Annotated in this window: 18 protein-coding genes; 5 read left to right on the plus strand and 13 right to left on the minus strand. The window is 59.7% G+C overall.

Annotated elements, in window-relative coordinates; translation table 11 throughout:
- Positions 1–15: 15 nt before the first annotated feature.
- Genes nuoF through BN1133_RS15520 form a run of 5 tightly spaced genes read right to left on the minus strand, consistent with a single transcriptional unit; the run spans position 16 to position 4,826 of the window.
- Complete coding sequence (gene nuoF / locus BN1133_RS15500; RefSeq protein WP_050667381.1) at positions 16–1,386, minus strand: NADH-quinone oxidoreductase subunit NuoF; 1,371 nt, start codon at positions 1,384–1,386, stop codon at positions 16–18.
- Entirely contained in the window at positions 1,383–1,919 is a 537-nt protein-coding gene (gene nuoE, locus BN1133_RS15505; RefSeq protein WP_082178025.1) for an NADH-quinone oxidoreductase subunit NuoE, read from the minus strand. The genes nuoF and nuoE overlap by 4 nt, the downstream gene beginning before the upstream one ends.
- A gap of 3 nt (positions 1,920–1,922) precedes the next feature.
- Positions 1,923–3,728: an NADH-quinone oxidoreductase subunit C/D gene (nuoC, locus tag BN1133_RS15510; protein WP_082178026.1), complete on the minus strand. Its 1,806-nt coding sequence runs from the start codon at positions 3,726–3,728 to the stop codon at positions 1,923–1,925.
- Position 3,729: 1 nt separating this feature from the next.
- Positions 3,730–4,404, minus strand: coding sequence for a NuoB/complex I 20 kDa subunit family protein (locus tag BN1133_RS15515; protein WP_005351836.1), 675 nt, complete (start codon positions 4,402–4,404; stop codon positions 3,730–3,732).
- A gap of 20 nt (positions 4,405–4,424) precedes the next feature.
- The gene (locus BN1133_RS15520) at positions 4,425–4,826 is read right to left on the minus strand and encodes an NADH-quinone oxidoreductase subunit A (RefSeq protein ID WP_050667382.1); all 402 of its coding nucleotides are present in this window, start codon (positions 4,824–4,826) and stop codon (positions 4,425–4,427) included.
- A gap of 698 nt (positions 4,827–5,524) precedes the next feature.
- Here BN1133_RS15520 and BN1133_RS15525 point away from each other — a divergent pair.
- A complete protein-coding gene (locus BN1133_RS15525; RefSeq protein ID WP_050667383.1) occupies positions 5,525–5,839 on the plus strand; it encodes a hypothetical protein in 315 nt (104 codons plus the stop codon).
- Positions 5,840–6,087: 248 nt separating this feature from the next.
- Here the strand turns inward: BN1133_RS15525 and BN1133_RS15530 are convergent, their stop codons facing one another.
- Both BN1133_RS15530 and BN1133_RS15535 read right to left on the minus strand, forming a co-directional pair.
- On the minus strand, positions 6,088–6,942 hold the full coding sequence (locus BN1133_RS15530) for a DnaA ATPase domain-containing protein (RefSeq protein WP_050667384.1): 855 nt from the start codon (positions 6,940–6,942) through the stop codon (positions 6,088–6,090).
- Positions 6,932–7,603 carry a DnaT-like ssDNA-binding domain-containing protein gene (locus BN1133_RS15535; protein ID WP_050667385.1) on the minus strand — a complete coding sequence of 224 codons (672 nt, stop codon included), beginning with the start codon at positions 7,601–7,603 and terminating at the stop codon, positions 6,932–6,934. The genes BN1133_RS15530 and BN1133_RS15535 overlap by 11 nt, the downstream gene beginning before the upstream one ends.
- Positions 7,604–7,873: 270 nt before the next feature.
- On the opposite strand from BN1133_RS15535, the gene BN1133_RS15540 reads away from it, so the two are divergent.
- Positions 7,874–8,842, plus strand: coding sequence for a response regulator (locus tag BN1133_RS15540; protein ID WP_050667386.1), 969 nt, complete (start codon positions 7,874–7,876; stop codon positions 8,840–8,842).
- A 44-nt stretch (positions 8,843–8,886) separates the two neighbouring features.
- On the opposite strand, the gene BN1133_RS15545 is transcribed toward BN1133_RS15540, so the two are convergent.
- The 3 genes from BN1133_RS15545 to BN1133_RS15555 form a co-directional block, all read right to left on the minus strand.
- Positions 8,887–10,287 carry a peptide MFS transporter gene (locus BN1133_RS15545; protein WP_050667387.1) on the minus strand — a complete coding sequence of 467 codons (1,401 nt, stop codon included), beginning with the start codon at positions 10,285–10,287 and terminating at the stop codon, positions 8,887–8,889.
- A 212-nt stretch (positions 10,288–10,499) separates the two neighbouring features.
- A complete protein-coding gene (gene galU / locus BN1133_RS15550; RefSeq protein ID WP_050667388.1) occupies positions 10,500–11,411 on the minus strand; it encodes a UTP--glucose-1-phosphate uridylyltransferase GalU in 912 nt (303 codons plus the stop codon).
- 74 nt (positions 11,412–11,485) lie between these two features.
- Complete coding sequence (locus BN1133_RS15555) at positions 11,486–11,803, minus strand: ComEA family DNA-binding protein (protein ID WP_050667389.1); 318 nt, start codon at positions 11,801–11,803, stop codon at positions 11,486–11,488.
- A 171-nt stretch (positions 11,804–11,974) separates the two neighbouring features.
- Here BN1133_RS15555 and cysQ point away from each other — a divergent pair, with 171 nt between their 5' ends.
- On the plus strand, positions 11,975–12,742 hold the full coding sequence (gene cysQ, locus BN1133_RS15560) for a 3'(2'),5'-bisphosphate nucleotidase CysQ (protein WP_050667390.1): 768 nt from the start codon (positions 11,975–11,977) through the stop codon (positions 12,740–12,742).
- Between the two features lie 33 nt (positions 12,743–12,775).
- Here the strand turns inward: cysQ and BN1133_RS15565 are convergent, their stop codons facing one another.
- From BN1133_RS15565 to BN1133_RS15575, 3 genes are read right to left on the minus strand one after another with little or no spacing between them, the layout of a single operon-like run.
- Positions 12,776–13,072, minus strand: a complete 297-nt coding sequence (locus tag BN1133_RS15565; RefSeq protein ID WP_050667391.1) for a YciI family protein — start codon at positions 13,070–13,072, stop codon at positions 12,776–12,778.
- 20 nt (positions 13,073–13,092) lie between these two features.
- On the minus strand, positions 13,093–13,632 hold the full coding sequence (locus BN1133_RS15570) for a septation protein A (protein ID WP_050667392.1): 540 nt from the start codon (positions 13,630–13,632) through the stop codon (positions 13,093–13,095).
- A gap of 58 nt (positions 13,633–13,690) precedes the next feature.
- Positions 13,691–15,196, minus strand: coding sequence for an aminotransferase class V-fold PLP-dependent enzyme (locus tag BN1133_RS15575; protein ID WP_050667393.1), 1,506 nt, complete (start codon positions 15,194–15,196; stop codon positions 13,691–13,693).
- A 227-nt stretch (positions 15,197–15,423) separates the two neighbouring features.
- Between BN1133_RS15575 and BN1133_RS15580 the strand changes: the two genes are divergently transcribed.
- Together BN1133_RS15580 and BN1133_RS15585 are read left to right on the plus strand one after the other, a co-directional pair.
- Positions 15,424–17,085, plus strand: a complete 1,662-nt coding sequence (locus BN1133_RS15580) for a putative transporter (RefSeq protein WP_050667394.1) — start codon at positions 15,424–15,426, stop codon at positions 17,083–17,085.
- 197 nt (positions 17,086–17,282) lie between these two features.
- Positions 17,283–18,805 (plus strand): retention module-containing protein (locus BN1133_RS15585; RefSeq protein WP_157432351.1); only part of this gene is annotated, 1,523 nt, incomplete at its 3' end.

Consider the following 18,805-nt stretch of genomic DNA (forward strand, 5'->3'; position numbering starts at 1 on the left):
AACAGATCGCCGCGTCTACGACCAGCGCTGGTTCAGCAGATTGGGCTGCACGCCCTTGATTGCCTTGCGGTTATCGCCCGCGCCCTTGATCCCGGCCTCGAACTCCGGGCGGAAATATTTGATGGCGCTGGCGAGCGGCTCTACCGCCCCCGGCGCGTGAGCGCAGAAGGTCTTGCCCGGACCGAGTTGGCGGCAGAGCTGCTCCAGGGTCTCGAGATCCCCAAGCTCCCCGTCACCACGCTCGATGGCGCGCAGCAGCTTGACGCTCCAGGGCAGGCCATCGCGACAGGGGGTGCACCAACCGCACGACTCGCGGGCGAAGAACTCCTCCATATTGCGCAGCAGGCTCACCATGCTGATGCGGTCATCCACCGCCATGGCGAGGCCGGTCCCCATCCGGGTGCCCACCTTGCCGATACCGGCCGTGTACATCTGGGCGTCGAGGTGTTCGGGTAGCAGGAAGCCGGTACCGGCGCCGCCCGGCTGCCAGGCCTTGAGGGTGTAACCGTCGCGCATGCCGCCGGCATACTCCTCGAACAGTTCCCGGGCCGTGATGCCGAAGGGGAGCTCCCACAGGCCCGGATTTTTGACCTTGCCCGAGAAGCCCATCAGCTTGGTGCCGTGATCTTCCGAGCCGGGCAGGGCCAGCCCCTGATACCAGCTCACCCCGTTGCCGATGATGGCCGGCACGTTGCACAGGGTTTCGACGTTGTTGACGCAGGTGGGCTTGCCCCAGACCCCGGAGACGGCGGGGAAGGGGGGCTTGGCTCGCGGGTTGGCGCGGCGTCCCTCCAGAGAGTTGATGAGCGCCGTCTCCTCGCCACAGATGTAGCGGCCGGCGCCGGTGTGGACGAACAGCTCGAAGTCAAAGCCCGAACCCAGAATGTTCTTGCCGAGCAGGCCGGCGGCCCTGGCCTCTTCCACGGCACGGCGCAGGTTGGTCGCCGCGTCGACGTATTCGCCGCGCAGGAAGATGTAGCCACGGTAGGCCTTCAGTGCCCGGGCCGAGATGAGCATCCCCTCGATAAGCAGGTGGGGCAGCTGTTCCATCAGCAGCCTGTCCTTCCAGGTGTTGGGCTCCATCTCGTCGGCGTTGCATAGCAGGTAACGGATGTTCATGCTCTCGTCTTTGGGCATCAGGCCCCACTTCACCCCGGTGGGGAAGCCCGCCCCGCCGCGCCCCTTGAGGCCGGCATCCTTGACGGTGGTGACTATCTCGTCCGGCGTCATCTGGCCGAGGGCCTTGCGAGCGGCCTCATAGCCCTGCTTGGCCCGGTATTCGTCCAGCCAGACCGGTGCGCCGTCGTCGCGCAGGCGCCAGGTGAGCGGGTGAGTCTCGGCGGCCCGGGCGATCAGATTGGCGGTGCCAAAAGAGGTCAATCTCATGGGTAGTTCTCCAGGGTCTGGCGCAGGGCCTCGCCATCGAGACCACCAAAGGTGTCGTCGTCGATCATCATGGCCGGCCCCTTGTCGCAGTTGCCCAGACAACAGACGGGGAGCAGGGTGAAGCGGCCGTCCTCTGTGGTCTGGCCGGGTGCGATACCGATGTGCTCCTTGAGGGTGGCCAAGACCCCCTCGTGACCGTTGATGTAGCAGACCATGCTGTCGCACACCCGGATGATGTGGCGCCCCACTGGCTGGCGGAAGATCTGGCTGTAGAAGGTGGCAACTCCTTCCACGTCGCTGGCGGGGATCCCCAGCTCGGCGGCGATGGCGGGAATGGCACCGTCAGGCACCCAGCCACGAGCCTGCTGCACTATCTTGAGGGCCTCGATGCTGGCGGCGCGGGGATCCTCGTAGTGGTGTTTCTCGTGGGTGATGGCGTCACGCTCGGCGTCGGTGAGGGCAAAGCCCCCCGCGCATCCCGGTGCGTCTTGTTGTAATGCGCCTTTCTGGCACTGACATTGCTGGTGGCTCATGGCTTAGCGATCCACATCCGACATAACGAAATCGATACTGCCCAGATAGACGATGAGATCCGACACCATCTGGCCGCGGATCACCGAGGGGATCTGCTGCAGGTGGGCGAAACTCGGGGTCCGGATCCGGGTGCGATAGCTCATGGTGGAGCCGTCACTGGTCAGGTAGTAGCTGTTGACGCCCTTGGTCGCCTCGATCATCTGGAACGACTCGGCGGCTGGCATCACGGGCCCCCACGACACCTGCAGGAAGTGGTTGATGAGGGTCTCGATGTGCTGCAGGGTGCGCTCTTTGGGTGGTGGCGTGGTGAGCGGGTGATCCGCCTTGAAGGGCCCCTCGGGCATGTGCTCGAGGCATTGGGCTATGATACGCATGCTCTGGCGCATCTCCTCGAGGCGCACCATGGCGCGATCATAGGCGTCACCGTTGGCGCCTACCGGTACCTCGAACTCGAACTGGTCATAGCCCGAATAGGGGCGCCATTTGCGGATATCGAAGTTGAGGCCGGTGGCGCGCAGGCCGCCCCCTGTGGTCCCCCAGGCCAGCGCCTGCGAGGTCGAGTAGGCGGCGACGCCAATGGTGCGCCCTTTCAGGATGCTGTTGCGCATGGCCGCCTTCTCGTACTCCATCAGGCGCTTGGGCAGCCAGTCGAGCAGGTTCTCCTTGATGAGCTGACGCCACCCTTGCGGCAAATCGTGAGCCACGCCGCCGATGCGGAACCAGGCCGGGTGCATGCGGGCCCCGGTGATCGCCTCGATGATGTTGTAGATGCGTTGCCGGTCGGTGAAGGTGAAGAAGACCGGGGTCATGGCGCCCACGTCCTGAATATAGGTGCCGATAAAGAGCAGGTGGCTCTGGATGCGGAACAGCTCTGCCAGCATCACCCGGATCATGTCGACCCGCTGGGGCACCTTGATGCCTGCCAGCTTCTCGACCGCCAGCACATAGGGGAGGTTGTTCATCACTCCGCCCAGGTATTCGACCCGGTCTGTGTAGGGGATGTAGCTGTGCCAGGACTGACGTTCCCCCATCTTCTCGGCGCCGCGATGGTGATAACCGATGTCGGGCACACAGTTGAGGATCTCTTCTCCATCGAGCTGCAACACCAGGCGAAATGCCCCGTGTGCCGACGGGTGGTTGGGGCCGAGGTTCAAGAACATATAGTCCTCGTTGGCATTGCCCCGCCGCAGCCCCCACTCTTCCGGTTTGAACAGCAGGTTCTCCTGCTCCATGTCCTGCTTGGCGGCATCGAGCATGAAGGGATCGAACTCGGTGGCCCGCGCCGGATAATCCTTGCGCAATGGGTGTCCCTGCCAGCTGCGCGGCATCATGATGCGGGTCAGGTGGGGGTGACCGTTGAAGGTGATGCCGAGCAGATCCCACACCTCGCGTTCATACCAGTTGGCGTTGGGATAGAGAGCGGTGGCGCTCGGCAGGGTGAGGTCCCCCTCCTGCAGGGGCACCTTCAGCATCAGGTCACTGTTTCTGTCGATGGAGAGCAGGTGGTAGAAGACGGTGAAATCCGAGGGGGGGAGCCCCTCGCGATGGCTGCGCATCCGCTCGTCGACTCCGTGCAGATCGTAGAGCATCACGAATGGCTTGGGTTGCTGGCGCACGAAGCGCAGCACATCCAGCAGCAACTCTCTGGGTAGCCAGAGTACGGGGATGCCGGTACGGGTGGTCTGCAGGGTAAAGGGGTCGCTCCCGAAATGGGCGAACAGCTCGCCGACGATGGGGGCTTGCGCCTGGTCGCCCGGTTGCCACCGGGCCATCTCGGCATTGGTCGGAAACTCGTTGGTCAGTCGCATATCAGCTCTCGTCCGGGGTCCGCAGGTTCTTGACGGCGATCCGCTCGCCCCGCTTGCGCTCTTTCATCGCCTCCAGCTGAGGGCGGTAGATGCCCTGATCCCCCGCCACCCAGGAGAGGGGGCGGCGCTCCTTGCCGATAGAGTCCTGCAACAGCATCAGGGCCTCGAGGAAGGCCTCGGGACGGGGCGGGCAGCCCGGAATATAGACGTCGACCGGCAGAAACTTGTCGACCCCCTGCACCACAGAGTAGATGTCGTACATGCCGCCCGAGTTGGCACAGGCGCCCATGGAGATGACCCACTTGGGTTCGAGCAGTTGCTCATAGAGGCGCTGGATGACGGGCGCCATCTTGATGAAGGGGGTACCGGCGATCACCATGAAGTCCGCCTGACGGGGTGATGCCCGGATGACCTCGGCGCCGAATCGGGCCACGTCGTGGGGGGAGGTGAAGGCGGTACACATCTCCACATAGCAGCAGGAGATGCCGAAGTTATAGGGCCAGAGGGAGTTCTTGCGGCCCCAGTTCACCGCGTCGTGCAATACCTCTTCCACCCGTCCGAGCAGTATGCCGCGTTCGGCACTCTGGGCCAGAGGGTCAGCGACCGTCTGGCGCTGCTCTTGGGGGTAACGCTCCAGAGGGGCGTCGGGATCGATCCGGGTCAGGGTGTACTTCATGAGCAGACCTCAAAGACGGGTTAGTCCTGTTGCTGGTTGAGGGGTTTCTTGCCGGGGGACCAGTCGAGGGCGCCGATACGCCACAAATAGAGGAGACCGACCAGCAGCAGCACGATGAAAATGGCGGCTTCGATAAAGCCGACCCAGCCGGTCTCTCGCACCGAGACAGCCCATGCGAAGAGGTAGAGGGCCTCGACATCGAAGATGACGAAAAACATGGCGACGAGATAAAACTTTGCCGAGAAGCGCAGGCGGGCATTACCGACCGATTCCACACCCGACTCGAAGGGCTTGTTCTTGGCACGTCCCCGGGCTCGCCCTCCCAGAAAGGCGGCCAGCCCTATCATGGTGAAGCAGATGGCAAAGGCGGCGATCACATAGACGGTGAAGGCCCAATGCTCTGGAATGACTCCTGAAAACATAGGTGTTGTTCCCTACCGAGAGAAAAACGGCAGTAACAATGATGTCATTTTATTCAGAGGCTTGGTAGGTGAAAGTGAATCTAATGTTTTGTTTTTTAATTAATCGTTTCTTTTGTTGCGTGCATTTTCACAAATGAAAATGAGAGTGTATTTTATTTGTTCAGGATCCTCTGGCATTGGACACGCCTTGTCATAGACATGCTCTTTTTAGCGGGTGCGCTTGGCGTCAGTGAGCTTCTGGTAGTCCAGATCAATGATTGGAGGCCTGGGGGAACCACAATAGCGAGATTGTAATGGTGGAATCGTGGCCTAACGGAAGGTGGTTAATGAAACATTGGATCATCAGTGGATTGTTGTTATCGCTATCCGGTTGTGGTGTGACACCGGAGAGGGAGCCTCGCATCGACGACCCCGATGCCTGGCGAGCGCTTTGTCGGGATGGCACCCGGATTCGGGCCGCACGCGAAGAGGGGATGTGCGATCGCCATGGAGGGGTCTCGTTGTGGTTGAACCGGGCCAGAGAGTCAGCAGATGTAAATGTGGAATAATGACGGTGTTTCTGTCTATTCCTCGCCCTTAATTGTTAGAAAGTGTGTTTTGTGCTGTCAGTCACCAAATTGTTACATTTTTGTTCATGTTGGACTCAGAAATCCGTCACCATACTGAGGTAACAGTTAGATTGAGACGGAGACGAGGACATGACGCACAGTGTCGGGCTCTCCATCTTGTGGGGGCTGGCCAGTTTTGGACTGCATGGTGAGTTTGTGGCCAGCCGCGAGGGAGAGCGCCGTCATTGGCCTGCCTCGAAGCTCGAGATGGAGGGGATGGTGATTGCCCCCCTCAAAGAGGGGCGCTGGCTGTTTGACGATGGCACGCGCAGTGTGGTGCTGCTAATGCCTGATGGCGTTACCCCCCCGGTGGGGCATCCTGTCGCCCTGAAGGGCAGGGCCTGCCAGTTGGCGGGGGATGACTGCCTGCTGGTCGAGCAGCTCGATGGCAAGCCGCTTGCCTGACCAGGGCGCCGCGCAACCGTGTGTGGCGCTGGATGACGTTCTCATGGGCCTTTGTTTGCAGAGTGAGAGCTTGCTCTCAAAGCCGGAAGATTTCACTGTGTAAAACGTTTGCTTCAGGTTAGTCTCACAGTGCCAGTTTAGAAGGTGACCCCCTTCTAATTGTTTCTTGCGATGAGAAATCGCAATTCCGTAGCACCTATTTTTAAGGCCCGTTATCCTCTGGATAGTGGGCCTCGTTTTTTGTGGCGTTAGCCGCCGTAGTGTCCGATGTTAGGGCGGCGGCTCGGGCCGGCAAGATGGATGTCGACCGGGTTAAAGGCCTTGATCGCCTCGAAGCTGAAGTCACCTATCGCCCGATGAAGGCTCTCGGGGGCGTGATTGGTGATAAGAATCACGCTCTTGGATAGGTTGCGACGGCGGCGCAGCAGATGGCCGAGAAAGCTGGACTGGCTTTCGGCCAGTTTGGCCCGGTTGGCGGCTACCTCATCGATGATGAGCAGGTCTACCTCCTCCAGGGCTCGCCGGTATTGGTTGCGCTCCTCCTGATCCTCGATGACGTTGAAGAAGAGGCGATCGACAATGGAGGCCCACTGCTGGAAGATCACCGACTTCTGATGCCGCTCGATCAACTCGTGAGCGACGGCGCCAGCCAGGGTCGACTTGCCGGTTCCATAGTCCCCGTAGATCAGCATGCAGCCACCGCCACTCTTCTCCCAGTGCTCGAAACCGCTGATGAAGTAACGTGCCGTCTCGATGGCATACTGCAGGGCAGGATCCTGCTGATCCATGCGTTCAAATATCCACTCGGGATTGAGGTCCGCCTGGGCAATCAGGCGCTTGATGCGATCCTGGCGAGCCTGTTTTTGTAACTCTCGCACCTCGGCATTGGCCTTGCTTTCGTACTCCTTGCGCAGGGTTTCGTAGTCGTATTGAGTGCCGCCGGTTTCCTGTTGCAGACGGCGAATCCGTTCCAGCAGGGTGCCTACGTGGCGCTGCAGTGCCGGATCGTGCTGCTGTCGCCCCTGCTTCTCGCGATTGATTTGCTGGCGCCTGGCTGCGATGTCGGCCAGATCCTGCTTCAGGGGATCTTGATCATGAGCCATGCTCTTGCTCCTTCTGCTGGGCCAGACGTTTGGCCTCTTCAATCATCTCTTGGGCCCGGCGACTGGGGCCGGACTCACTATGTTGTACTGTCACCTGCTGATAGCCCTGCTCCTGTGGCTGCTGGCGTCGCACATAGCGCCGGGTCTTCAGCGCACGAATAAATTTGAGGGTCCACTGATGATGGTTATCGAATACCTCGGGGCGGCCCAGCCAATAGGCGATAAACTCCCCTAGGTCCTCTTCGCTGTAGCTGCAGTCTATCACGCCACACAGGCGCGCCAGTGCCGGCATACTCTCATCGGGTCGCCACTCCAGGTGCATGGGAAAGGGAACCTGCGGCAGGGGCGAGTGAGCCTCCTGTTGCAGGAGCGGCAGGATAAAGGGCTGGGAGTGGAAATGCTCACCGGTCGCTTGTGCCTCGAGTAATCCCGCAGCAATCAACTCCTCCAGCAGCAGGGTAAGCTGACGACCATTTACCTGGTAGCTGAATCCACTCGGAGATGCGGGATCGGTGACCGCCAATGCCCTTCCCAGCTGAGGATAGTTGAGCACCCTGGGTTGCTGCTCGAGCCAAAGCCGCCTCAGATGCAGGCAATAGAGGGTTTTGGCTGGATGCGAAAGCCTGGGGTGGGAGAGGGCTTGGTACTCGGCAGGGGTCATCACTCATCTCTTTACAGCAAGATGGCGCCATTATCGCCGATGGCGGGCGGTGGGACAAACGCTCGTGGTAGCCCGACAAACAGGGCCTCCTGATTCACCACCCTGTGGATCTGCCTTTGAGTCACCAGTATGCAGGAATAGCCCAGCGTATTCAGACTGAAAATCACCTATTGATTGATATATTATTCTGATGCTATTCAGGAGCAAGTCGTACTTCTGGGCTAGGATTAGCCCAATGGTCATCACTGGGTATCAAGGCGGGTGTTCTGGATGTCGCTTTCGGGAGTTCGCATACTGCTCATCGAAGATGAAGCCGTCTTTCGGCATCTGCTGAGCGCTTATTTACAAGGGCTGGGGGCCGAGGTCTTTCACGCCGATGATGGCATTGAAGGCATGGCGGCCGCGGCACTCTACCGACCCCATGTGGTCTTGTGTGATCTCAATATGCCGGCCATGGATGGACACGAGGTGATGGCCTGTCTGAGTGCCCGCTACCCGGAGCTCCCGGTTATCGTGGTATCGGCGCAGAGTCGAATGGATGTAGTGGCCAGGGTGCTGCGTGCGGGGGCCAGGGATTACCTTATCAAGCCCATTCGTGACTGGGAGCTCGTTCGTTTCAGCATCGAGCAGTGTCTTGATCGCCAGCCCACCGCCATGCAACAACTGGAACTGCTCGAGCATATGGATGCGCTACGCGAGGATCGGCTGGCGACTCGTCTGGTGGCGTTGCAGAAACATCCGGCACTGCAGGAGTGGGGAGAGTGGCAGGTGACCAGTCAGGGGGGCGGGCACCTCTTTCTGGTGGAGAGCTTTAAAGTCGAGCAGCGCCTGTTGCTGCTGGTGATGGAGTTACCCCTGCTGGGGCCGGACGGACCCTTTTGTTCTGCTCTGGTCAGGATGCTGATGAACACCCCGTATCGACAGTATCAACAGGGGGAGAGCACCCTGCTGGAGCATCCTGGCAAGCTGCTCTCCTATCTCAACTGGACCCTTATGGAGTCAGGTGTACATCAACCCATCAGTGTGGCGGCCTTGCTGTTCGGGCAGGATGACAACCTGCTCTTTGCCAACGCAGGTCTGACGTCTCCCCATTGGCTTGCCCGTCATGGGGGCTTGCCACTCGGGCTGATGCGCGATGCCGATTATCCCCTGCACCGTCGTAGCTGGCATGCCCCCTTCTCATTACAGGTCGATAGCGAAATGGGCGGGGCCTTGAATCTGAGTATTCATCGTCAATGAAAAGGGCGCCATTGGCGCCCTTCATATGCTTTTATTGTTTCGGATTAGATGGCGCTGGCTTGCAGCTCGCCTTCCTGCTCCGCTTTCTTCTCGTGCTGTTGACCTTCGGCACCATGCATCCAGTAGACCAGACGGTTGGCCATCAGTAGCAGGATCACGGCACTGATGGTCGCCGCCACGGCGATACCACCGAAGATGGCCAGCGGGCCAGACTCACCCACGTAGGAGCCGATGAAGCCGGCCGCATAGTTGGCCAGGGCGACGAAGCCAAACCAGGCACCCATCATCAGTGAGGCCAGGCGCAGCGGTGCCAGCTTGGTCACCATGGAGAGGCCGATAGGAGAGAGGCAGAGCTCGCCCAGGGTATGGAACAGATAGGCACCGATCAGCCAGAACATGGAGGTCTTGACAGTGCTATCACCACCCTGTTGCAGGGTCGCTCCTACCATGAAGACAAAACCCACGGCCAGGAACAGCAGACCCATGGCAAATTTCACGGGAGAGTTGGGTTCGCGCTTGCCCATCTTGACCCAGAGCGCCGCCATCAGAGGGGCCAGGGTGATGATGAAGAAGGGGTTGAGGGACTGGAACCAGGCGGTCGGCACCTCGAAGCTGCCGATCATGCGGTCGGTGTACTCCTGGGTGTAGAGGTTCATCAGGCCACCAGCCTGCTCGAAGCCGGCCCAGAAGATGATGGTGAACAGACCCAGCACCAGGATCACCTTGATACGATCCACTTCCTGTTTGGTCAGGGGAGCCTTCTTCTGTGAGTTGTTCTTGGCGGCGGCGCGCTTGGCGGCCGGCTCTTTACCGATATCCCCCAGCAGGCCGGGAGCCATGGTGGCTTGCAGCACCAGGGATATCACCATGCCGATGCCGGCGGCGATAAAGGCCGCTTGCCAGCCATAGCTGTTGGCGGCTGCACCGGCAATAAAGCCTGCCAGCAGGGCACCCAGGTTGATACCCATATAGAAGATGGTGAAGGCGCCGTCACGGCGATGATCGCCCTCTTCGTAGAGATCGCCCACCATGGTGGAGATGTTCGGTTTGAACAGGCCATTACCCACGATAAGCAGAGCCAGACCAGTGTAGAAGACAGTGGTCATTTGGCCGGCGAAGAGCCCATGAGGGAGAGCCAGGGTAAACTGGCCCAGTGCCATCAGCACGGCACCGATCAAAATGGCGCGGCGTTGACCGAGGAAGGTATCGGCCAACCAGCCACCGATCAGCGGTGTGATATAGACCAGGCCGGTATAGATACCGTAGAGCTTGAGCGCATCAGCTTCACTCCAACCGAGACCACCGCTGGTCGTTTGGGCAGTGAGGTAAAGGATCAGGACGGCACGCATGCCGTAGTAGGAGAATCGCTCCCACAGCTCGGTACTAAAGAGCAAGAAGAGCCCTTTAGGGTGACCTAAAAAGGTCCCTTTTGACGGGGTATTCATGGAACTTCCACCTGTGTTTGATGTTTTAATTGTGATTTTATGCAAGGGCTTCGGAACAAGCCTAAACCCTTATAGAACAAGGATGCTTTAATTACAAGAAGCTGATTTATCAGATTTTTATCAATCGAACATTGATAAAATGTTGCCTAAATGAAAACTGGACATCATATGATGCCCAGTTATTTATGCTAAAAAAAAGAAAAATCTTGTGATTACAGCTGTTTGGCAAAGGCCTTGAGCCAGTCGATGAACTCCCCATCGAGTTCACGGTGGCGTACCGCATATTCCACATTGGCCTTCATGTAGCCCAGCTTGCTGCCGCAGTCATGGCTCTTTCCCTTCATGAAGTAGGCGTTGACCTGCTCTTGTTCCATGAGGGCGGCAATGGCGTCGGTCAACTGGATCTCGTCACCGGCACCGGGAAGGGTCTTCTCCAACAGGGGCCAGATATGGGCCGAGAGGACATACCGGCCGACCACGGCCAGGTTGGAGGGGGCCTCATCTCTGGCCGGTTTCTCGACGATGGCCTGCATCGGCAGGGACATGCCGGCGCAGAGGGTCTCTCCCTTGATATCGGCGACGCCGTACTTGTCGACCTCGCTATGAGGTACCTCTTCTACCATGATCTGGCTGACCTGCTCCTCTTCAAACAGATGCACCATCTCGGCCAGATTGTCCTGCTTGGGATTACTGGCGACGTCGTCGATCAGTACATCCGGCAGCAGCACGGCGAAGGGGTTGTCACCGATCAACGGACGCGCACAGAGGATAGCGTGGCCCAGACCCTTGGCCTCACCCTGACGCACATGCATGATGGTCACGTCTTTTGGGCAGATGGCCTGTACTTCGGCGAGCAGTTGGCGCTTCACCCGCTTCTCCAGGGTGGCTTCCAGTTCGAAACTCTTGTCGAAGTGGTTCTCGATGGAGTTCTTACTGGAGTGAGTCACCAGTACGATCTCCTTGATGCCCGCGGCGATGGCCTCGTTGACCACATACTGAATGAGAGGCTTGTCCACGACCGGCAGCATCTCCTTGGGGATGGCCTTGGTGGCGGGCAGCATGCGGGTGCCCAGTCCGGCGACGGGCAATACGGCTTTACGAACCAGGATGGGACTCTTTTTCATGGAGAGATTCCGGCGAGACATGATGGCGGCATCTTACTCCAACAAAACGAAGGCGGCCACTGGCCGCCTTCGGGTTACTTGAGGACGATCGTGTCCCGATTGGCATCCAGCGTTGCCGGCCCGATGCCACTCACCTCGGCCAACTGCTCGACCGAGGTGAAGCTACCCTGTTTATCCCGATACTCGATGATGGCTTGTGCCTTCTTCTCGCCAATCCCCTTGAGCCGGGTCAACTGCTCCAGGGTTGCGGTATTGATGTTGACCTTGTCGCTTGCCGTGACGGTGGCCACCTTCTCCTGTGCCGCCGGTGTCTTTTGGGCAGCCAGCGCCGGTGTGCCTGTCAGAGGTAGACAGCTCAGCAGCAGGGGCAGGATCAACGTCCGTATTTTCATCTTACTCTCCTTGGGTTACTGGGTGGTCCCACAACCAGTTCTAGTGCACAGAGGGAGAGGCAGTGCTGGAATAAACCACAGGAGGATAAGTGCGTTGAAAATGCTATAAGGGCATGAGATGTCGCTGGCGTATGATGACAACATTATGAAAGATAAAGGAAAGAGACCAAGATGCCGATAACCGATACGCTGCGTCAGCAGGTGGCCAGGCTGGCCCGAGAGGCGGGTGATGCCATCCTCGACCTCTATGAGCGCCCGCTCGATGTGGATTACAAGCACGACAGCTCCCCTCTGACAGACGCTGACCGGCAGGCTCATGCCATCATCTGCGCCGGGCTGCACGCCCTGACCCCTGATTGGCCAGTGCTTTCGGAGGAGTCCACCCCCGAGGTGATGCGTCAGCGTCTAGGCTGGCGTCGTTTCTGGTTGGTGGATCCCCTCGATGGCACCAAGGAGTTTATCTCTCGCAATGGCGAGTTCACCGTCAATATCGCGCTCATCGAGGAGGGGCGGCCTGTCTGGGGCGTCGTGTATGCCCCTGTGCTCGGGGTGAGCTGGAGTGGAGGACCCACTCTGGGCGCCGAGCGGGCAGAGGCGGGTGAGACTCATCCTGTCAAGGTTCAACCCCACCGGGATGGTGAGGTGTGGAAGGTGGTGGGCAGCCGTCACCATCTCTCGCCCGAGACACAGGCCTATCTGGATAAGCTCACAGGGCCGGTGGAGCTGGTCTCTATGGGCAGTTCTTTGAAGCTCTGTCTGGTGGCCGAGGGGAAGGCCCACCTCTATCCCAGGTTGGCCCCCACCTGTGAGTGGGACACGGCGGCCGCCCAGGCGGTGGTAGAGGGAGCGGGGGGCAGGGTGACGACCCTGGAGGGCGAGCCCCTGCACTATGGCAAGGCGGAGATCCTCAACCCCTGGTTTGTGGTTTCGGCCTCCTGATAAAAAACGCCGGACTCAGTCCGGCGTTCGCTTTCAAAATACCCGCTTGAAGGGTTTGACGGTCACGTGACCGTACACCCCGGCGCTCACATAAGGGTCGGCCTCGGCCCAGGCCTGGGCTTCTGCCAGAGAGGCAAATTCGGCGATGACGGTAGAGCCGGTAAATCCAGCCTCACCGGGGTCATCGGCATCGATGGCAGGGTTGGGGCCGGCGGTGAGCAGGCGTCCCTCATCCTGCAGTGCCTGCAGCCTCGCCAGATGGGCCGGCCTGGCCTGTTTGCGAAGGGGCAGGCTGCCGGGTACATCCTCGGCAAAAATCAGATACCACATCGAACTCTCCTTGAACGGGGTTATTTTTTCTGTTCGGCCGGCAGATGGCGATAGAGATAGAGACCACTGAGCAGGGTCGAGATCAACGTCAGCCCCAGCAGACCAAATACCTTGAAGTTGACCCAGACCTCCTGGGGCAGGTTGAAGGCGATATAGAGGTTGAGCAAGCCACAGAGGGCGAAGAAGGTGACCCAGCCCAGATTGAGACGATCCCAGACGGGATCGGGTGCGCTCAGCTCCTTGCCCAGCATCTGCTTGAGCAGATTCTTGCCAAAGCCGTAGCGACCGATCAGCAGGGCGAGGGCGAACAGGGCGTTGATGACGGTGACCTTCCACTTGATGAAGGTATCGTCGTGGAAGATGAGGGTGAGTGAGCCGAAGAAGGCGACCAGCACGAAGGTGAAGAGTTGCATCTTCTCGACCTTGCGATACTTCAGCCAGCCATAGAGCAGTTGCAGGCCGGTGACCACCACCAGGGCGCCGGTGGCGTAGTAAATGTCATAGAGCTTGTAGATCGCAAAGAAGACGATCAGGGGAATGAATTCGATAAATTGCTTCATAGGTGTTTACAGATCCTCGTTGGCCTCAGTGTAACCGAGCCGGCCAGGCCATAACAGTTCAGGAAAAAAGCTCACGGGCGACCAACTGGCCGAGCTGCTTCTGCTCGTCGAGAAGCGCCTCGATATGTTCACGCCGGATCCCCGGATTGAGCTGCACCGCACGCAGCAGAGTGAGCGGTTGCTCTCCATAGCGGCTCACCGCACGCTGGGTTCGGGAGACGAAGCTGTGCCCCTCGGCACGCTGCCGTTTCTGCAGGGCGATGTTGAAGGCATTGATCTGAATATTTGCTGACTCATCCCGCGGTTTGCCCTGCAGGTGAGGGGGGATGCAGCGATAGGCCAGCAGATTCATGACGGGGGCGGCCATCAATTCGAAGGCGGGATCGGCCTCGATCAGACTGGCCATCAACCTGGCCCTGTCATAGTTCTCCTCGATGAGGCGGGCATAGCCCTGTTCACCGATGAGATGGAAGGCGGCATCCAGATAGAGGGCGTTGGCGGGGCGGGTTCCCTCCAGAGTGAAACGACCCTGATCGAAGGAGCTGGCTCGAATGGCATAGGGGGCCTCGCGCTTGACCGCCATCATGAGGTCCGGTTCACGGCACAGCAGCATGCCAGTGCCAAGCGGCACCAGCAGTTGCTTGTGGCCATCCAGAGTGACGGTATCAGCCAGCTCCATGCCGGCGAGCAGGGCGCGGTAGCGGGAAGAGAAGGCCGTTGGCCCACCCCAGGCCGCATCCACATGGAAGTGAATACCCTCGCGTCGGGCGATGGCCGCCATCTCCGGCAGGGGATCGATGGAGCCAAAGTCGGTCGTACCCGCCACCCCGATGAGGGCGATCACCTTGATCTTCTGCTCCTGGCAGTGACGCAGCTCGGCCTCCAGGGCCGGCAGGGAGAGGCGATTATGTTCATCTACCGGCAGGCGGCGCACGCTGGCGGCGCCGGCTCCCAGCAAATCCATTCCCTTGTCGAAGGAGTAGTGCATCAGGCGTGACCCCAGAATGGCGATACCGCGCCACCCCTGCTCAGCCAGGGCAAACAGGTTGTCGCCGCAGGCATGGTTGCGGGCCAGCCAGAGAGCGGTGACGTTGGCGATGGTGCCACCGCTGGTCATGACGCCGAGGGCTGCATCCTTGGCATGCATGAAGTGTTCATAGAAGTCCGGCCCCCGGGAAAACACCAGACGATGGAGCCTGGCCAGACTCTCGCGCTCCAGGAAACTGAGCAGGCGTGATGACTCCATCTTCATGGGGTTCTGGTTGAGCATGGCGAGCAGGCGTGAGAGCTCCCCCGTATAGGCCGGCAGCGGGGCCGTCATGTGCCCCATGTAGCGGGGTGAGGCCAGGTGCGAGATGCCGGGCAGCAGTTGCTGCAGGCGATGCAGATAGTCGGTCAGCGCCATCTGGCCATCGGGCATGGCCGAGTCGGCGAGGCGATGGGTAAAGTCACTGCGATCGTAGGGCTGCAGGCTGTCATCCATCTCGTGGAAGGCCTGGATCAGGGCACTGATATGACCATCGAGGTCCTGATGGGGGGAAACAAACAGCTCTTCTAGTTGCATCGGCGGCTCCGGATCCTTGACTCTGCGCCTCTCTACCGGCCGCAGAGCATAACTCCAATTGCGCTGTGATGACAGTCGGTGCACCCCGACGTTGAGGTAGTCTGTCTCTGTGACTAGCCATAAATTGGTAGTTTTATCGTCTGCCCTTATCAAAACGTGCACCGAGCCACAGTCCATGAGCAAACGAACTGCGAAGCTAGTGACAGTTTTCATTTGAGGAGATGTCGATGAGCGATATCGCACTCGCCATCAGTATGCTGGCACTGGTTGCCGTGGTCGGGCTGTGGCTCGGCAACCTGAAGATCTACGGGGTAGGGCTCGGTATTGGCGGCGTTCTGTTCGGGGGGATACTGGTGGGCCACTTTGCCGGTGCCATGGCGCTCGAGCTCGATGCCCACACCCTCCACTTCATTCAGGAGTTCGGCCTCATCCTGTTTGTCTACACCATAGGCATACAGGTGGGCCCGGGGTTTTTCGCCTCTCTGCGCAGCTCGGGGCTTAAGCTCAATGCCTTCGCCGCTCTGCTGGTGGCGATGGGCGGGGTGATGGTGGTCATCCTCTATAAGCTGTTTGATATTCCGCTGCCGGTTATCCTCGGCATCTTCTCGGGGGCGGTGACCAATACCCCTTCCCTCGGGGCGGGGCAACAGATCCTCTCCGAGTTGGGCGCCGAGCCTGGTCTCACCGGCATGATGGGGATGGGATATGCGGTGGCCTATCCATTCGGTATCTGCGGAATTTTGCTCACCATGTGGCTGGTGAGACTCTTCTTTCGCGTCAAGATCGACGACGAAGCTGCCGAGTTCGAGAAGCAGAGCGGCAAGACCAAGGAGAGCCTGCACACCATCAACATCGCCATCCGCAACCCCAATCTCAATGGTCTGATGATCCGCGAGATCCCCTGTATGAACGAGAGTGATATCGTCTGCTCCCGTCTCAAGCGGGGAGAGACGCTGACGGTGCCGCGTCCCGATACCCGGGTTGAGCTGGGGGATCTGCTTCATCTGGTCGGTGAGAAGTTGGCCCTGCACAACGCCTTGCTGGTGCTGGGAGAGGAGGTCGATACCTCCCTGTCTACCCGGGGCACCGATCTTCGGGTGGAGCGTGTCGTGGTGACCAATGAGCAGGTATTGGGCAAGAAGATCCGCGATCTCGACATCAAGCAGCGCTACGATGTGGTGATCTCAAGACTTAACCGGGCCGGGGTGGAGCTGGTGCCCACCAGTCAGACCAGCCTGCAATTTGGGGATATCCTCAATCTGGTGGGGCGGCTCGACGCCATCGAGGCGGTCACCAATATCGTGGGTAACGTGCAGCAGAAGTTGCAGCAGGTGCAGATGCTGCCGGTTTTTATTGGCATCGGTCTCGGGGTGCTGCTCGGTTCGGTTCCCTTCTATCTGCCGGGCTTTCCGGCGGCGCTCAAGCTGGGTCTGGCCGGTGGCCCGTTGGTGGTGGCCCTCATCCTGGCCCGGATCGGCAGCATCGGCCGCCTCTACTGGTTTATGCCCCCCAGCGCCAACCTGGCGCTACGCGAGATCGGCATTGTGCTCTTCCTCGCCGTGGTAGGGTTCAAATCCGGAGCCGGTTTCTTCGATACCCTGTTGCATGGTGATGGTCCGGCCTGGATGTTTTATGGTGCCCTCATCACTGTCGTGCCACTCCTGACGGTCGGTTGCCTGGCTCGCTGGTATGGCAAGATGAACTATTTGAGTCTCTGCGGCTTGCTGGCCGGCTCAATGACTGACCCTCCGGCTCTCGCCTTTGCCAATGCAATGCATCCGACCAGCGGGGCCAGCGCTCTCTCTTATGCCACCGTCTACCCCCTGGTGATGTTCCTGCGCATCATATCCCCCCAATTACTGGCGCTCCTGCTCTGGGTGGGAGGCTAGGCCAAGATAAAAACGAAAGAGCTCCCATCGGGGCTCTTTTTGCATCTTATTGATGAGTAAGACTTTTAACCTTTCGGTTAAGTGGTTTGCCTCTCCCTGCTGATGAACTTTCATTCGATATTTCGAACTGGTTACACAGCACCCGAGTTGAGTACCCTTATAAATTAATTTTTATAATTTCAGTGTCAGGAGTCGTCATGAGCACCACAACCCTTCAGCACGATGTCGTCATCTCGCAATTGAGTGGCAAGGTCTATCTCCTCAATGAAGACGGCACACGCCGGCTCGTGCGGGAAGGGGAGTTACTGTCCAAGGGGGCTGTGGTGGTAGCCGATGACGGCTCTTTCGAGATGAGTGAGCCCCTCCATACCCCTCAGGGGAATGAACCGGACGCGCAGGTCGCCGCGAGCGTTTCGGGCGATATCGATGCCTTGCAACAGGCGATTTTGCAAGGGCAAGACCCGACACAGACCTTCGACGCAACCGCGGCAGGTGGTGCTCCCGCGGCGGGGGGCGGCGTTGCCGGTGCCAGCAGTAACAGCGGCTTCGTGGTGCTGGAGCGCAGCGGTTCGCAGACCCTGGCTGAGGCCGGTTATGACACGACGCGGGACGTTTCTGTCACGCCTGTGGAAAATGACCTGCTGGGCACTGCCGACTTCAAACCCTATGCCCGCCTCATCCTGAGCGCCGAGAGTGCGGTCAGCGAAGGAGGCACCATTACTTATGTGGCGACCGTCGACTCCCCTGTCTACGGTAGCGATCTGGTGGTCACTCTCTCCAATGGTGCCACCATAGTGATCCCCGTCGGTCAGACCAGTGCCACTGTCGTGATTGCCGCACCGGGTGATGATGTGTATCTGGATGCCTCCTCTCTGACCGTGACCGTGACCGGTACCCAGGGTGGCAACTTCAATCAAATCACCACTGGCACCCCTGTCACGACTCAGGTCACCGACACCGTGGACACCACCACAGTGACCCTGAGTGCCCCGGCCGAGGTCAGCGAAGGCAGCCAGATCACCTACACGGCCAGCGTCGACCACGCCCCGCAAACCGACCTGGTGCTGACCCTGTCCAACGGCGCCAGCATCACCATCAAGGCCGGTGAGTTCAGTGGTAACGTGACCGTCGATGCTCCGAGCGACGACGTGTACAAAGATGGCGGCAGCCTGACGGTGAGCATCACCGGCAGCAGCGGTGGCAACTACGAGCAGCTGGACACCGGCAGCAAGGTGACCACCGCCGTGGCCGACACCGTGGACACCACCACGGTGACCTTAAGCTCGGCCACCGCCGGCCAGGACGTGGTCGAAGGCGGCAGCATCGTCTACACCGCCAGCGTCAACAACCCGGTGACCGGCAGCCCGCTGACCGTGACCCTCTCCAACGGCGTGGTGATCACCATTCCGGTGGGGGCCAGCAGCGCCGACAGCGAGCCGGTTCCGGTGCGCGGCGATGACATCTACCAGCAAGCTGATGAAACGTTGAGCGTCAGTATCAGCGGTACCAGCGGCGGCAACTACGAAGCCGTGACCACCACCGGCACCGTCACCAATACAGTCGTAGACGATCTGGATGCCCCGACCCTGACCCTGAGCGGCGATGCCAGCGTGGTCGAGGGGGGCAAGGCCAACTACACCCTGACCATCAGCGATGCACCGAAAAGCGATCTGACCGTCAAGGTGGTGGTGGGTCACATCACCACCGACGAGGGGGATGT

The organism is Aeromonas schubertii, from assembly GCF_000820105.1.
GTDB classification, from domain to species: domain Bacteria; phylum Pseudomonadota; class Gammaproteobacteria; order Enterobacterales; family Aeromonadaceae; genus Aeromonas; species Aeromonas schubertii.